Genomic DNA, 15,385 nt, shown 5'->3' on the forward strand with positions numbered 1-15,385 from the left:
ACGCACGTCTCCCGGAACCGGGCCGCCGGACCGAGCAGCCCGCGGCAGCCACCCGTTTGACGGAGGACGACAAGATCGCTGCCACCGATTGTTCACTCGGTACAACCAGTCCGACTCGGGGATCGGAGACCCTGGACGGGAACGAGTCGTGCCGGGACGTGGAGGTTGAGCATGGATCGGGGTGCCACGCGCGCGAGCGGTGGCCCGCGGACCGCCGTGGTGGTCGGGGCCGGTGTAGTGGGGCTGTCGACGGCGTGGTTCCTCCAGGAGCGCGGCGTCGAGGTGACCGTGGTCGACCGCCACGGAGTGGCCGCCGGATCCTCCTGGGGCAACGCGGGACTGCTCTCCCCCGGACTGGCCGTGCCACTGAACGAACCGGCCGTCCTGCGGTACGGGCTGCGCGCGCTCCTGGACCCGGGTGCCCCGCTGCACGTCCCGGCGACGTGGAATCCCGGACTGTGGCGGTTCCTGCTCCAGTTCGCGGCTCGCTGCACCTGGGGGGGCTGGAATCGCGCGGTGCGGGCCAACCTGCCGCTGAACGCCGAGTGCCTGGAGGCCTTCGACGTGCTCACGGCGAACGGGGTCGAGGCCCCCACGATCGCCGCGCCGATCACCGCCGTGTTCGAGACGAGGAGCCAGGCCACGGGTTTGCTGCGCGAGTTCCGGCGTTTGTCCCGGGCCGGTCAGCGGGTCGACTACACGGCACTGGACGGGGACGAGGTCCGCGAGCGCTTGCCGCAGCTCTCCGAGCGCATCGGTGCCGGGATCCGGCTGGACGGGCAACGCTTCGTCGATCCCGGCGCGTTCGTCGCATCGCTGGCTGAATCGGTGCGCGACCGGGGCGGCACGATTCGCACGGACTTCGACGTGACCGGCACGCGTCGCGGCCGGGGCGGCGTCACCGTCACTTCGAGCGCGGGCGAGGACCTCACGGCGGACGCGACCGTGCTGGCCACCGGAGCGTGGCTGGGCGAGCTCACCCGAGACCTGCGGGTGCCGGTCCGGGCGGGGCGGGGCTACTCGTTCACCGTCCCGACAGCGGAGCCCGTCCCCGGCCCGATGTACCTGCCCGACGTCCGGGTGGCCTGCACTCCCTACCGCGGCGGGCTCCGGGTGGCGGGCACGATGGAGTTCCGCGAGCCCGACGACGCGCTCGATCCGGCTCGAATCGAGGCGATCATCGCCTCCGCCCGCCCGTACCTCACCGGGGTCGATTGGGACGGGCGCACCGACGAATGGGTGGGGCCTCGGCCGGTGTCCCCGGACGGCTACCCGCTGATCGGTTCGGTGGCGTCCGATCCGGACATCTACGTGGCCGGTGGGCACGGCATGTGGGGGCTCACGCACGGGCCGGTCAGCGGACGCATGCTCGCCGAGCGCATCACCACCGGAAAGCCGAGCGAAGCGCTCCGCCCGTTCGCCCCGTCGCGCTGAAACCGCCACTGTCGGAAAGGACCCCGTCATGTCCGGCGCCGACCCGTCCACGCGACATGGCCGAAACCCCCCGCTCGTCCCGGACGAGCGGGCGGAACTGGACTGGCTGCGGGCCGAGAACACGCTCCTGCGCACCGAACGGGACATGCTGCTGCGACTAGCGACCGAGTTCGCCCGGGACGCCGGTCTCGTCCGGAGCGTCGCCAACGACACAGCCCCCACCGCGGCTCGCGGTGGTCACCACGAGGACGGAACCATGAGAACTCCACGCGAACACTGCGTATGGCTCACCCAGGAGGTTTACGAGCAGCTCCGGACCGAGCTGGTGATGCTCCGCGGCGAGCGCGACGCGGGCGCCGACGGGCGGGACTCGGCCGACACGGCCGGGTCCGACGCGGAATACATCACCGACGCGAACCGCCGCCACGCCCGTATCCAGCAGATCCAGGACGTGCTCAGCCACGCCGTGGTCGGTGAGACCCCGGCGGACGACGGGATCGCCGAACCCGGCATGGTCCTCACCATCCGGTTCGACGACGAGGACGATCCCGAGACCTTCCTGCTCGGCGCCCGCGAAGGCGAGGCCCCCGGTGAGATCGAGGTCTACTCACCGGACTCACCGCTGGGCGCGGCCCTGATCGGCGCCCGGGAAGGTGACGAGCGCAGCTACAGCGTCCCCGGCGGCACGACCGTGCGCGTGACCCTCGTACGGGCCGTGCCGTACGGCCTGCACGGAACCCCGACCTCCGGCTGAGCGCGCGAGCGGACCCGTTCGAGTGGTGTCGGCCGGCCAGGAACCGCAGCCGCGGTCTCACGTCTCCCGACGGGTTCGCCGCCGCTCGGTGCGGCTGGTGAGCTCGGCTTCGATGTCCTCGAGGGTGCGGTTCTTGGTCTCCGGCAGCCAGCGGTAGAGGTAGATCAACCCGAACAGGCCGAGCACGCCGTAGAGCCAGAAGACCCCGGAGGGACCGCCGAACAGGCCGATGAGGGTCAGCACCGAGACGGACACGAGGAAGTTCAGCGCCCAGTGCGAGACGATGCCGAACGACCCCGCCTTGCCGCGCACGCTGTTCGGGAAGATCTCGCTGTTGACCAGCCAGATCGCGATGCCGAGGCTGCAGGCGAACGCCGACTGGTAGACGATCAGGGCGACGATGAGCAGCACGGAGACCGTGCCCTGCACCGGTTGGGTGAAAAGCAGCCCGATGAAGGCCAGGGCCGCGATGATCACGACCGTGCCGCCGAGGATGAGCGGGCGCCGTCCGAGGCGGTCGATGAACACCAGCGCGAACACCGTGAACAGCACGTTGAGCGTGCCGATGCCGACCGAGGCCAGGATCGCACCGGAGTCGCCGAATCCGGCGTCGGTGAGGATCGTGGGTGCGTAGTAGATGATCGCGTTCACCCCGACGAGCTGGCTGCTGCCCGCGGCCACGACCCCGACGGAGATCCACCGGCGATAGCGCGGTCCGAGCAGTTCGCGGTAGGTGATGTGCCCTTCGGCCCGTACCGTGTCGCGGATCTCGGCGAGTTCGGAGTCGACGTGCTCCGGCGGCCGGGTGCGGGAGAGCACGTGGTGGGCCTCCTCGTGGCGGCCGTGGGTGAGCAGCCAGCGCGGGCTCTCCGGCAGTCGCAGCAACCCGAGGAACATGACCGCGGCGGGCAGCACGGCCACGCCGAGCATCCACCGCCACGCTCCTGTGGAGGACAGGCCGTAGCCGACGAGGTACGAGACGAGGATGCCGACGGTGACCATGAACTGGTGCAGGGACACGAGCGTGCCGCGCCGGTGCGGAGGTGCCATCTCGGCGATGTAGCCGGGAACGACGAGCGAGGAGACCCCGATCGCCACTCCGAGGAGACCACGGGCGAGAACCAGCACCCCCACGTTCGGCGTCAGCGCGCAGCCCAACGTGGCCAGCGCGAACAGCACGGTCACGGCGATGAGTGTGTTGCGGCGGCCCGCGCGGTCGGACACGGGGCCGCCGACGATCACACCGGCGACCGCGCCGACGAGCAGCGAGGAGACCACGACCTCCTGCGTGGAGTCGCCGAACCCGAATTCCGGCCGGATGTAGAGGATGGCTGCCGAGATGACGCCGGTGTCGTAGCCGAACAGCAACCCGCCGAACGCCGCGATGATCGACGCGCCGATGACGAGACCACTTCCGCGGGTGCGTCGGAGGTCGCTGCTCTCGCGTGCGGTGCCACTCGTCATACCAGCTCCCTCCGACGGCGGTGCCGGCTTCGCACTGGGCTGCTCCTCGGATCGTACGAGCTGAGCGGGGTTTCCGCGCTTCGCTGCCGTCGCACGTTCCAACACTGTGGACGTGGCAGCGTGGCCGTGCTGGATGCGTTGGGGATCGACAGCGCACACGTGGTGGGGATGTCCACGGGTGGAGTGCTGAGGAGGGGGGATACCGAAGTGGACCCTGGACGGTCAGTGTGAGAACCCCCGCTTCGGAACCGGACCCCGAGGTGGCCTCGGCCGTTCGCCAGCCGGACGAGACCACCTCCTCGCGGTGCGAGAAACGGAACCGGTTCACGGGAGAGGGGCTGGGTGCTGGTGATGACGCTGATGAACCAGGATCCGTCGAGGGGCACCGCCGGCGGTGCGCCGATTGTCCCGATCGTCCGGGAAAGCGCGAAGACCGAAACCGCGCCGAGCCAGAGAAAACCTCCTGAGGTCGTGCCGCCGGGTCCGCCTCTCGTTCTTCCGCGGCGGGAAGAACGATTTACACTCGATCGGCGTAGCGCGGCGCCGTGCTTTCCGTGTGCGTTTCGTGTCCGTGTGCGAGGCGAGTCCGCGAGCGGTGTACACGTCCTTTATTCGGGGTGAATTTTTCGCCAATTGATTCGGGCGTGGTTCGGTGGTCCTGGTGCTGACCACCGCCGTGTTGATTCGGGATCGATTCGTGTGCTGCACATCATTCCTGTTCCTGTTGCGCGGGGATGGGGGCTTTGTGAGGGTTGATCCTGCCGTGATCGTCCGGATGAAAACCGTTCGTCGGTCGCGGCTGCAGCGGGACGTGTAAATCACTTGTCGAGGATCGGGAGTTTCATGTGGCTCCTGGAAGAATGCCGTCCATGACCGTTTCCGGTTCGACCGCATCCGGTTCGTCCGTTTTGGCGGACGAGCGCGGAATCCTGTGGCGCGGCGCGCTGGCTCTCGCGGCGGCCATGGGAGTGGGGCGCTTCGCGTACACCCCGATCCTGCCGCTCATGGAACGGCAGGCGAGCCTGACCGCCGACGCGGGGGCCTGGATCGCCACGGCCAACTACGTTGGTTACCTCGTGGGCGCTCTGCTGCTCATCGTGTTCCCGGCGCTGGCTCTTTCCGGGGGATTCCTCAGGTGTTGGCTCCTGGTGCTCGTCGCTTCCATCGCGGCGATGCCGCTGAGCACCGATCCTCCGGTTTGGATGGTGCTGCGGTTCCTCGCCGGTGTGGCCAGCGCCGTCATCTTCGTCGTCTCGGCCCAGGCGGTACTGCGCACGTTGCGACGCAACCCGCACCTCTCCGGGTGGGCTTACGGAGGTGTGGGGCTGGGAATCACGCTTTCCGGGGGAGCCGTGCTGTTGCTCGGGTCGACCTCCTCGTGGGGCGTCTCCTGGCTGGTGTGCGCGGTGCTGGCCGCTCTGCTCGGTGCCCCGGTGTGGACGTTGCTGGACAGGGCCACGCCGCCTTCGAGCACGGCAGAAGCATCGGAGGACGTCGTCCCGGGCCGTGCCAGAGCGTTCGGGCTGCTGCTGCTCGGCTACTTCCTCGAAGGGGTCGGATACATCATCGCGGCGACCTTCCTGGTGGCCGCGCTCGCCGACGCCGACCTGAGCTGGCTGGGCAACGGCGCGTGGGTGCTGGTCGGGCTGGCCGCCGTCCCCTCCTGCGTGCTGTGGTCACGACTCTCCCGGGGGGTCTCCACGCCGACGCTGCTCGTGGCCGCCCTGCTGCTGCAGACCGTCGCGGTCGCGTTGCCGGGGCTCACCGGAAACCCCGTGGCGGTGATCCTCGCGGCCGTCGTCTTCGGCGGCACCTTCATGGGGATCACGACCCTGGCACTGGCCTCCGGAGCCGCGCTGCGCGTGCCGCGAGCGGCGGCGGCCCTCACCTCGGCCTACGGTCTCGGGCAGATCGCGGGACCGCTGGCCGTGCAACCGACCCTGGCGGCCGGTTACCGGCCCGCGCTGCTCATCGGCGGTGCGGTGCTGCTCGGCGGCGCGCTGGTGGTGCTGGCGCTGCGATTGACGTCCTGGGAAACACGCCCCGGAACGACCCCGGGCAGCGTCCGGGACAGCTGAAACGACGACCCCGACAGACGAACAGGAGTTCGCGCGGTGTTCACCCTTTCCGAACTGGAAGTCCCCGTCATCGCAGCCCCGATGGCGGGCGGCCCCTCCACTCCAGCCCTCGTGGCTGCCGTGGCCGGAGCAGGCGGCACCGGCTTTCTCGCCGCCGGTTACAAGACTCCGGAGGCCTTGGAGAAGCAGTTCGCCGAGGTTCGAGCGCAGCGGGTGACGAACTTCGGGGTGAACCTGTTCGTGCCGGGCAAGCCGCAGGACAAACCGGACGCGGTTGCCGCCTACCGGGCCGAGCTCGAAGGTGAGGCCGAACGCTACGGGGCGACGACGCCCGAGACGGATCCGGCCGACCGCGACCGCTTCGAGGAGAAGGTGGACCTGCTGGAACGCGATCCGGTCGCGATGGTGTCCTTCACCTTCGGCCCTCCTCCGGAGGAGGTCGTCTCCAGGCTGCACGGGGTGAACACCCTCGTCGTGGCCAGCGTGACCACTCTCGAGGAGGCTCGGATCGCCGAGCGGCGCGGCGTGGACGTGTTGGCCGTGCAGGGCAGTGAGGCCGGTGGTCACCGCGCCACCTACGACGTGGAGGCCCCCGACGACGGGGTGAGCACGTTCGAGCTGCTGGAGCGGGTCCGTGCGCACATCGATCTCCCGCTGATCGCCGCGGGCGGTTGCCACGGCGGAGCGGACGTGGCGCGCGCCCTGCGCGCGGGGGCCACGGCGGTCCAGCTCGGGACCGCCTTCCTGCGCTGTCCCGAGTCCGGTGCCGCACAGCCGCACAAGGACGCGCTGGCCGACCCGCGCTTCACCGAGACGGCGGTGACCCGCGCCTTCTCCGGCCGGAACGCCCGGGGGCTGCGCAACCGGTTCATCGACGAGCACGACGCCACCGCACCTGCCGCCTACCCGGGGGTCAACCAGCTCACCAAACCGCTGCGTGCCGGAGCGGCGGCGCAGGCCGATCAGGACGGACTGGCGCTGTGGGCGGGCACCGGTTACCGCTCCGCGAGTTCCGAACCTGCCGCGCACATCGTCACCGGTCTGTGGGAGGAGGCGCGTCGGGAAATGCGGTGATTCCCGTGCCGCTGCGGGAACTTCGTTCCCGGACGCCGCCCTCCGAGCCCCGGTGCCGGGAATCCGCGCCCCCGCGAAGTGTTCGTTCCCGACGACCGACGAATTCGACGAGTCTCTGAACCGGGCACAGCCGTGCCGTGCCGGTGAAACCCGCTCAGACGATCTGTCCGAGGAATCCTCGTCGCGAGAAGAGGAACCATGATCAGAGAAATCGCCATCGTCGGCCTCGGGCCGCGCGGACTGTCCGTACTGGAAAGGATCGCCGAGAATTCCCGCCACCGGGACGACTTGCGGGTCGTCGTGCACGCTTTCGACTCTGAGTCGCCCGGGGCCGGCTCGGTTTGGCGGCCGAGCCAATCACGGCGACTCCTGATGAACACGGTCGCCTCGCAGATCACCCTGTTCACCGATCCGAGCGTTCGCTGCGACGGTCCGATCGTGCCGGGGCCCAGTCTGTACGACTGGATCAGCCGGGGCGCGAGCGTCGAGATCGATGACGAGGAGCTGCGCGCCGAGGCGTCCGGGCTGGCCCCGGACGAGTACCCGAGCCGTGCCCTCTACGGCAGGTACCTGCACTGGGTGCTCGACCGTATCCGATCGGGACTGCCGAGCAACGTCCGATTGCGCACCTACACCGACCGCGTTCAGGCCACGGCGGTCGTGGAGTCCGGCAGGTACGTGGTCGTCCCGGCGCAACGCGGCAGGGCGGTCACCGTGGACAGGATCGTCCTCGCGCTGGGGCACCTGCCGGGTGGGCTGGGGGAGCGCGAGCGGAACTTGCAGGCGTTCGCGACCACCTACGGGCTGACCTACGTTCCGCCAGCCAACCCGGCCGACGTCCGGCTGGACCGGGTGGGGCCCGAGCAGACCGTGCTGATGAACGGCCTCGGGCTCAACTTCTTCGACTACCTGAGTCTGCTCACCAGCGGGCGCGGCGGGAGTTTCGAACGAACCGGGGAAGGGCTGGTCTACCACCCGTCCGGTGCGGAGCCCACCATCGTGGCCGGTTCCCGCCGAGGGGTGCCGTACCACGCGCGGGGCAAGAACCAGAAGGGCGTGGTCGGCAGGCACACCCCGCGGTTCCTCACCTCCGAGACGATCACGAAGCTGCGTTCGCGGGCGCGCGAGCTCGGAGGCCTGGACTTCGGAGCGGAGGTGTGGCCGCTGATCACCAACGAGGTCGCGTTCGTCCACTACCGCGCGCTGCTGCGCAAGAGGTTCCCGCACGCCGACCACGAGGTGTTCGCCTGCGGACTGGAGACGGTGCTGCGGCACCGGCAGGACCGATTACGCCCGTTCCTGCGTGCGCACGGCATCGGGGCGGAGGACGAGTGGTCCTGGGAACGCATCTCGCGTCCGCTGGGGGAGCGGAGCTTCGACTCCCCCGATGACTTCACGTGCGCCCTGCTGGACCATCTCCGCGAGGACCTGGACAACGCGTACGACGGCAATGTGGACAACCCGCTCAAGGCGGCGCTGGACGCCATGCGGGACCTGCGCAACGAGGTGCGCCAGGTGGTCGACCACGGTCAAGTGCGGGCGCTTTCCCACCGCGATCACTTGGCGCGGTTCTACACGCCGCTCAACGCGTTCGTCTCGATCGGTCCGCCGCCCCGCCGCGTCGAGGAACTGATCGCGTTGATCGAGTCGGGAACGGTGACCGTCGCCGGTCCCGGGTTCAGCGCCGCGGCCGACTCCCGCGGGTGCTTCAGCGGATCCGCTTCCGCGGTGCGTGGATCGGAGTACACCGGCGACGTGCTGATCGACGCCAGGTTGCCCGATCCCGGTGTGGTCGGATCCGACGATCCGCTGGTCCGATATCTGCTGGACACCGGAACCGGAAGACGGCACGTCCTGAACACGGGAGGTGTCGAGCACACCACCGGTGGGCTCGAGGTCACGGAGCGTCCCTACCGGTTGGTGGACTCCTCCGGAGAACCGAACCCCGGTCTGCACGCGTTCGGAGTGCCGACCGAAGGCGTGCACTGGGCCACCGCGGCCGGGGTCCGGCCGGGACTGGACTCGGTGATCCTCGGCGACGCGGACGCGATCGCCCGTTCCGTGCTGGGCATCGACGACACCGGGACGGATGCGCGGGAGCGCTCCCCGGCCGGTGCCCGCCCGCGGCCCGCGCCTGTGCACTGAAATCGGGACAGTGAGAACGAGAGGGAGAACATGTCCGAGGACCGTTTCGCCACGGGAGATCGGATCCGCCGAGAAGTACTGGGCGATCAGTACGTCAACACCATGCTCCGCGGCTGGGAGCCCGCCCGGCCCCTGCTCGAAATGATCACCGAGTTCTCCTGGGGAACCGTTTGGTCCAGGGAAGGGGTGGATCGCAGGACCAGGAGCCTGCTCAACGTCGCCATGCTGGCCGCGCTCAACCGGCCCGCCGAACTGCGTCTGCACATCGGTGGTGCGTTGCGCAACGGTTGCACCGTCGAGGAGCTGGCCGAGGTGGCCCTGCAGAGCGCCGTCTACGCGGGAGTTCCGGTGGGTATCGACACCATGAGGCTGATCAGGGAGGAAGCCGACGCGTTCGAGGGGGACTCCGAAGGGGGGAACGGACGCGGCGGATGAACCGGCCCCCACGGGAGCGGGCGGTGGCACCGTGTTCGGCCGGTGCGGTGCCACCGCGATCCGTGTGCGTCGATGACCGGTGGCGACCTCGCGAAACGCGGATGCCTCGAAGCGAAGCCGTCCCCGCGTGTCACCGACGGCGCGAGCACTCGTTCGAACGGGACGGGAGGGAATTCGATGAGCCGATTCGCACGCCTGGCGTTCACCGACACTGTGCGCCGGGTTCAACAGCAAGAGGGAACGCGGCCCCGGAATCACGGAGATCTCGGTGCGGCGGTGGGGCTCGACCCCGATCCGCTGGGAGAGCGCGAGAGTGAGTTCATCGGGGAGCGGGACGGGTTCTACCTCGCCACTGTCGGGGAAACCGGCTGGCCGTACGTGCAGTTCCGCGGTGGTCCGGAAGGATTCGTCCACGTCCTCGACGAGCACACGCTCGGATACGCCGACGTTCGCGGCAACAGGGAGTACATCACCAACGGCAACCTGCGCACGGACGGCAGGGCGGCGTTGTTCTTCATGGACTACTCCAGGCGTAGCAGGCTCAAACTTTTCGGTCGCACGGAAACGCGCTGGCCGGAGGACGATCCGGAACTGACCGACTCGGTTTGCCGGGTGCGTACGGAAGGAAGGGTCGAGCGGGTCGTGCTCATCCGGGTCGAGGGGTTCGACTGGAACTGCCCCAAGCACATACCGCGCCGCTACACCGAACGTGAGCTCGCCCCGACCCGTGAGCGACTGTCCCGTCTGGAGTCCGAGAACTCGGAGCTTCGTTCCCGGCTCCGGGCTCTCGGCGCGGATCCGGACGAGCTCCGCGGAGACGAGCGGTCCGGCGGCTGAGCTTTCCTCGGGAGCGGTGCGGGGAGCAGGCGAACACGCCGATGAGCGGTACGGGAAGTGAACCCGTTCCGCCGACCGGCGTTGCCGTCGCGGCCCGGGGTTCGGGTGGTACCCAGCTGTTCCGCGTCCGCCTCGAACTGACTGCTACGAGGAGGCCACGGCGCCCGTGCCCGGGCGGTCACGGGGCGGTCCGCCGGGGCGGAAACGTCAGCCCGTCGGTTTCCGCGCCGACAGCAGCAGGTGCCGCTCGGTATCGGCGCTGCCGCGTCCAGCGGGGACGAACGGTTCCGAGCGGGTCCTCAGCACTTCCAGTCCGGCTTGTTCCAGCAGCTCCGGCCACTGCTCGGCGGTGAAACTCGTGACCCGGAGCGGGTGACCGAGGAAGGGCACCACGAGCTGTTCGACGTCGCCAGGAACCGTCAGCAGCGCGAGTGTTCCTCCCGGGGCGAGCCACTGCCGCACCCGTTCCAACATCGCGCGGGTCTCCGCACGCGAGAGCGTGAGGAAGGCGAAAAACGCCCCCACCGCGTGAAACGACTCCGGTGGGAAGTCCCGGTCGCGGATGTCGGCGAGCTCGAACCGAGCTCCCGGCACCCGCTTCCGGGCCAGTTCGACCATGGTGGTGGACACGTCCAGGCCCGTCACCGCGCACCCGCCCTCGACCAACCGCTCCGCGACCGGACGGCCGGTTCCGCTGCCCAGGTCCAGTACCTCGTCACCGGGACGCAACCGCGCCAGCAGGTCGTGCAGCCCCTCCCACACCAGCGGTGCCCCGTGGAACGCGGCCTCATAGTCGGCGCCGAGCTCGTCGAACACCTCGGCCGGGTCCAGCACGCCGTCCGCGTCCATGTCGGCTCCAAGGGGTGGGAGGGTCGTCGGCTCGGTGGTCGCCGGGTGGTCGGGAGCGGCTCCGCCGCTTTGCCCGACGACCGGCCCCAGCCGCGCGAGCACTCGCCCAACCGGCCCGAGCGCTCAGGAGAAGGTTGCCACTCCCGCCGCTACGGCGAAACCTCCCGACTCCTCATCCGGCCGAGTTGACCACGGACTCGTTCGAACCGGCGTGCTCCGGGGAATCCGCGGCCGATTCCCCGGTGTGCTGCCCGGGGCGGGCGGCAATGCCCATCGCCACGGCCGCCAACGCGCCGATGATCGCGAAGACGTAGAAGCCCCACGGGTAGGCGATGCCCGCGGTGAGCAGCGCGCCCCCGATCAGCGGACCGCTGATCGCGCCGATCCGTCCGACACCGGTGGTCCAGCCCAGACCGGTGGCCCTGCTGTCCACCGGGTAGCTGCGCCCGACGAAGGCGTACACCAGCACCTGGGCGCTGAACACGAAGAAACCGGCCAGCAGCACCGCCAGGTAGAGCCCGAGGAAGGGCAACCTGATGCTCAGCAGCGCCAGCATCACGGCGGCGGCCGCGAACCACAGCACGGTGGAGAACTTGACCCCGGCCCGATCGGAGACGATCCCGGCCACGATCAACCCGAGCACGGCACCCACGTTCAGGGTCAGCAGCAGGCTGAGCGAGGTGTCCAGCGGGTAGTTCGCGCTGCGCATGATCTCGGGCAGCCAGGTGTTGAGGCCGTAGACGAGGATGAGTCCGAGGAACGAGGTCACCCAGAAGGCCAAGGTCGAGCGTGCCATGCCGCCGCGGAACAGCAGGGAGATGCTCTCGCGGGCCGAGGCACCACTCGACTGGTCCCGCTTGCGCTCGGCCCTGTCGCGGAATACCTCGGACTCAGGCAGGTAACGCAGCATCAGCGGCACCAGCACCAGCGCGGGGGCGGCTCCGGCAACGAACATGGCTTCCCAGCCGAAGCTCGGGATCAGCCCGATGCCGAGCAGCGCGGTGAGCACGGCACCGACGTGGTAGCCGGTCATGATCGTGGTGGTCGCCGTGCCGCTCCTGTTGCCGCGGGAGTACTCCGTGGTCAGCGTGATCGCGGTCGGCAGGCACCCACCGAGCCCCAGGCCCGCGAGGAAGCGCAGCAGCCCGAACACGAAGACCGAGGGGGCCACGGCGCACAGCAGGGTGAACAGGGAGAACGTGGTCACCGCCACCAGCAGCACCTTGCGGCGACCTATGAGATCGGTGATGGTTCCGATCGTCAGCGCGCCGATCATCATGCCGATCAGCCCCACCGTGGAGACCACCGAGGCACTCGCCGGGTCCAGTCCCCACACCTCGTTCTCGAGCATGACCGGCAGCACCGATCCGAGCACCACGAGGTCGAAGCCGTCGAGCAGCACCGCCGCCCAGCACAGCGGCACCACCCAGCCGGCCTCCGCGCGGCTCGTCGTCTCAACACCCGGCACAGCACTCTCCTCGTCGAATCGGACGTGGTTCGAAGTCGCGGACGGTCGCGTGGTTCTCGCCGACGGCGGGGTCGGGCGGGCAACGTGGGTGTCCGGTCACACCGCGTGCTTCCGGCGTTTTTCGAGGTCGCGACCGCCAGCTAGTAAGAGTGGCTTTGATGAAGGTCATATGTCCAATACCATCTCATGGCGGTAGTCATAGCTGTGAGATATGGACCGTTCGTGTCCAGCGACAGGTGGGGGAATTGGAACTACGCCACTTGCGGTACTTCGTGACCATCGCCGAGGAGCAGAGCCTCACGCGCGCCGCTGCTCGCCTGCACATAGCGCAGCCGCCGCTCAGCGCGCAGCTGCGCAAGCTCGAGGCGGAACTCGGAACCACCCTCGTCCAGCGGACCGCGCGCGGAGCCCAGCTGACCGAACCGGGAAGGGTGCTGCTGGAGGAGGCCCGCCGCATCCTGCACGAGGTGGACCAGGCGGCCCGGATGACGCGCGAGGTGGGCAGCGGCCTGGTGGGCAGGCTCGCGCTCGGGTTCATCCCCTCGGCCTCGAACGCGGTGCTGCCACCGATCCTGCGCCAGTTCAAGGCCGAGTACCCCGACGTGACGCTGCACCTGCAGGAGCTGAGGCCGAACGAGATCGTGGACCGGCTGCACGACCGCAGGATCGACGCGGGACTGTTCTACCTGCCCTTCGAGGACCCCGCCCTGCACGTGCGCTCGGTTGCCGAGGAGTCCCTGGTGCTGGCCGTGCCCGCCACGCACCGCTTGGCGGGGCAGGATCGGGTGGAGCTGGCCGAGGTGGCGCAGGACCCGTTCATCCTCCCCGCGCGGCACGGGAACATGCCCGGGCTGTACGCGATAGTGGTGGACGCCTGCGAACGAGCGGGATTCTCCCCGAAGGTGGTGCAGCGCGACGTCTGGCTGATGCAGACGATCGTGGGGCTGGTCGCAGGCGGGATGGGGGTTTCCGTCGTGCCGGACTCGGTGCGCAGGCTGCAGCGCGCCGGTGCCGCCTTCCTCCCGCTGAGCGACGTCGCGGAGCAGGCGCAGACCGCGATCGCGTGGCGCGGCGGGACCGCGCAGCCCGTGCTCAGCTCCTTCTTGGACATCGTCACCGCGCGTCCCGCGGGCTGAAGCGGTGCCTTCCGCGCTTTCCGCCGACTCGGGCAGCACCGGTGGTCCGGCCGAGCCGTCCGCGGGACGGTCGAGCTCTTTCCGAGCTCTTTGCCGAGGAACTCCCGAATACTTCCCGCGGGGATTTCCGCGCAGCGGTTCCACCGCAGCGGCTCCACTACGCTGATCGGTCCTTTTCGTCACCGAACTGTGGCCGAATCGTGTTCGCACCGGTACGTGTTGGAGCATGGAAAGCGGATGGCGTGTCGAATTCACCGGACGAGTGCTGTTGCTCGGGTGCGGGGCGGTGTCCCGGTGCCTGCAGCCGCTGCTGCTCAGACATCTCGACATGGACTTCCGAAAGCTGACGATCGTGGACTTCGTCGACCAGCCCTCCGGAGTCGAGCCCGCGTTGGAGGCCGGAGCGCGCTACCTGCGGCACCGGCTCAGCCGGGGGAACTTCGCCGAGTTCCTGGGCGGGCAACTGTCCGAAGGGGACGTGCTGGTCAACCTCACCTGGGACGTCGACTCCTGCGAACTGGTCGAGTGGTGTCACTCGCACGGGGTGCACTACCTGGACACCTCGATCGAGACGTGGGACTCCAACGGGGACGCCGCCACGGCGGTGGTGGACCGGACCACCTACCGCAGGCACGCCAGGCTCTACGAGCTCGCGGACGAACTCGACGGGAACGGTCCCACCACCGTGGTCGAGCACGGGGCCAACCCCGGACTGGTCAGCCACCTCACCAAACGCGGACTGCGGGACGTGGCCTGCGCGCTGCTCGAGGAGGACCGGCTGGGGCAGCGGGACCTGGGACCCGGCAGGCGCGCCCGGCTGCGGGCGACCCTGGCGGAGGGCGAGTACGCGCAACTGGCCATGGAAACGGGGACGAAGTCGATCCACATCTCCGAGCGGGACAGCCAGGCGGGACGGGTGCCGAAGCGAGTGGACGAGTTCGTCAACACCTGGTCCGTCAAGGGCTTCTACGAGGAGGGAACCGCTCCGGCCGAACTGGGCTGGGGGACCCACGAGCGGAAGCTGCCACCCCGTGCCGTCACGCACGACAGCGGTCCGGGAAACCAGATCTACCTCGACCGGACGGGGATGAGCACCTGGGTGCGCTCCTGGGTGCCCTCCACCGGCCCCATGCTGGGACTGATGATCAGCCACGGGGAGACCTACACGATCGGACGACACCTGACCGTGCGCTCCTCGGGAGGGCAAGTGCGCTATCGCCCGACGGTGCACTTCGCCTACCTGCCGAGCGATGCCGGGCTGGCCTCGCTGCACGAGTGCCGGATGCACGGTTACCGGATGCAGTCCAGCCAGCGGATCATGGGTGACGAGATCGTCGAGGGCATGGACGAGCTCGGCGCGCTGCTGCTCGGGCACGACCTCAACGCGTGGTGGACGGGCAGCCAGCTCGACATCGAGCAGGCGCGCTCGCTGGTTCCCGGGCAGAACGCCACCACCCTCCAAGTCGCCGCCTCCGCGCTCGGCGCGCTGCGGTGGATACTGCGCCACCCCGACAGGGGACTGTGCGTGCCGGACGACCTGGACCACGAGGAGGTGCTCGCCGCGGCCGAGCCCTACCTGGGCAAGTGCCCGTCCACGCGGAGCGAGTGGACCCCGCTGTCCCGGGGGGACGACTCGCTCGGGGAGCTCCCGGGACGCGGCAGCGACGACCCCTGGCAGTTCGAGAACTTCCTGGTGTCGTGATCCGGGGTC

General features: G+C 69.4%; 12 protein-coding genes. 9 read left to right on the forward strand and 3 right to left on the reverse strand.

Translation table 11 applies throughout. The features are described from left to right. The first annotated feature begins 171 nt into the window (after positions 1–171). Positions 172–1,434 carry an FAD-dependent oxidoreductase gene (locus G9Q41_RS13330; RefSeq protein ID WP_165633965.1) on the forward strand — a complete coding sequence of 421 codons (1,263 nt, stop codon included), beginning with the start codon at positions 172–174 and terminating at the stop codon, positions 1,432–1,434. A gap of 28 nt (positions 1,435–1,462) precedes the next feature. Then, a complete protein-coding gene (locus G9Q41_RS13335; protein ID WP_221626326.1) occupies positions 1,463–2,188 on the forward strand; it encodes a GreA/GreB family elongation factor in 726 nt (241 codons plus the stop codon). Between the two features lie 57 nt (positions 2,189–2,245). Here the strand turns inward: G9Q41_RS13335 and G9Q41_RS13340 are convergent, their stop codons facing one another. Next, on the reverse strand, positions 2,246–3,652 hold the full coding sequence (locus G9Q41_RS13340) for a sugar porter family MFS transporter (RefSeq protein WP_165633964.1): 1,407 nt from the start codon (positions 3,650–3,652) through the stop codon (positions 2,246–2,248). An 869-nt stretch (positions 3,653–4,521) separates the two neighbouring features. Between G9Q41_RS13340 and G9Q41_RS13345 the strand changes: the two genes are divergently transcribed. The 5 genes from G9Q41_RS13345 to G9Q41_RS13365 all read left to right on the forward strand — a co-directional run bounded on the left by G9Q41_RS13345 (position 4,522) and on the right by G9Q41_RS13365 (position 10,221). Then, on the forward strand, positions 4,522–5,730 hold the full coding sequence (locus G9Q41_RS13345) for a YbfB/YjiJ family MFS transporter (RefSeq protein ID WP_242687414.1): 1,209 nt from the start codon (positions 4,522–4,524) through the stop codon (positions 5,728–5,730). 36 nt (positions 5,731–5,766) lie between these two features. After that, positions 5,767–6,804: a nitronate monooxygenase gene (locus G9Q41_RS13350; RefSeq protein WP_092527039.1), complete on the forward strand. Its 1,038-nt coding sequence runs from the start codon at positions 5,767–5,769 to the stop codon at positions 6,802–6,804. 198 nt (positions 6,805–7,002) lie between these two features. Beyond that, a complete protein-coding gene (locus G9Q41_RS13355) occupies positions 7,003–8,949 on the forward strand; it encodes an FAD/NAD(P)-binding protein (protein ID WP_165633963.1) in 1,947 nt (648 codons plus the stop codon). Positions 8,950–8,979: 30 nt separating this feature from the next. After that, positions 8,980–9,384, forward strand: a complete 405-nt coding sequence (locus G9Q41_RS13360) for a carboxymuconolactone decarboxylase family protein (RefSeq protein ID WP_092527044.1) — start codon at positions 8,980–8,982, stop codon at positions 9,382–9,384. 177 nt (positions 9,385–9,561) lie between these two features. Further along, positions 9,562–10,221, forward strand: a complete 660-nt coding sequence (locus G9Q41_RS13365; protein ID WP_165633962.1) for a pyridoxamine 5'-phosphate oxidase family protein — start codon at positions 9,562–9,564, stop codon at positions 10,219–10,221. Between the two features lie 207 nt (positions 10,222–10,428). On the opposite strand, the gene G9Q41_RS13370 is transcribed toward G9Q41_RS13365, so the two are convergent. Next, positions 10,429–11,070: a class I SAM-dependent methyltransferase gene (locus tag G9Q41_RS13370; RefSeq protein ID WP_165633961.1), complete on the reverse strand. Its 642-nt coding sequence runs from the start codon at positions 11,068–11,070 to the stop codon at positions 10,429–10,431. A gap of 172 nt (positions 11,071–11,242) precedes the next feature. Then, positions 11,243–12,538 carry an aromatic acid/H+ symport family MFS transporter gene (locus tag G9Q41_RS13375; protein WP_165633960.1) on the reverse strand — a complete coding sequence of 432 codons (1,296 nt, stop codon included), beginning with the start codon at positions 12,536–12,538 and terminating at the stop codon, positions 11,243–11,245. Positions 12,539–12,783: 245 nt separating this feature from the next. On the opposite strand from G9Q41_RS13375, the gene G9Q41_RS13380 reads away from it, so the two are divergent. Together G9Q41_RS13380 and G9Q41_RS13385 are read left to right on the forward strand one after the other, a co-directional pair. Then, positions 12,784–13,674 (forward strand): LysR family transcriptional regulator, encoded by an 891-nt coding sequence (locus tag G9Q41_RS13380; protein WP_242687415.1) that lies wholly within the window; start codon positions 12,784–12,786, stop codon positions 13,672–13,674. Between the two features lie 226 nt (positions 13,675–13,900). Next, the gene (locus tag G9Q41_RS13385) at positions 13,901–15,376 is read left to right on the forward strand and encodes a saccharopine dehydrogenase C-terminal domain-containing protein (protein WP_165633959.1); all 1,476 of its coding nucleotides are present in this window, start codon (positions 13,901–13,903) and stop codon (positions 15,374–15,376) included. Positions 15,377–15,385: the final 9 nt, after the last annotated feature.

It is taken from the genome of Actinopolyspora sp. BKK2 (genome assembly GCF_011291845.1).
GTDB classification, from domain to species: domain Bacteria; phylum Actinomycetota; class Actinomycetes; order Mycobacteriales; family Pseudonocardiaceae; genus Actinopolyspora; species Actinopolyspora saharensis.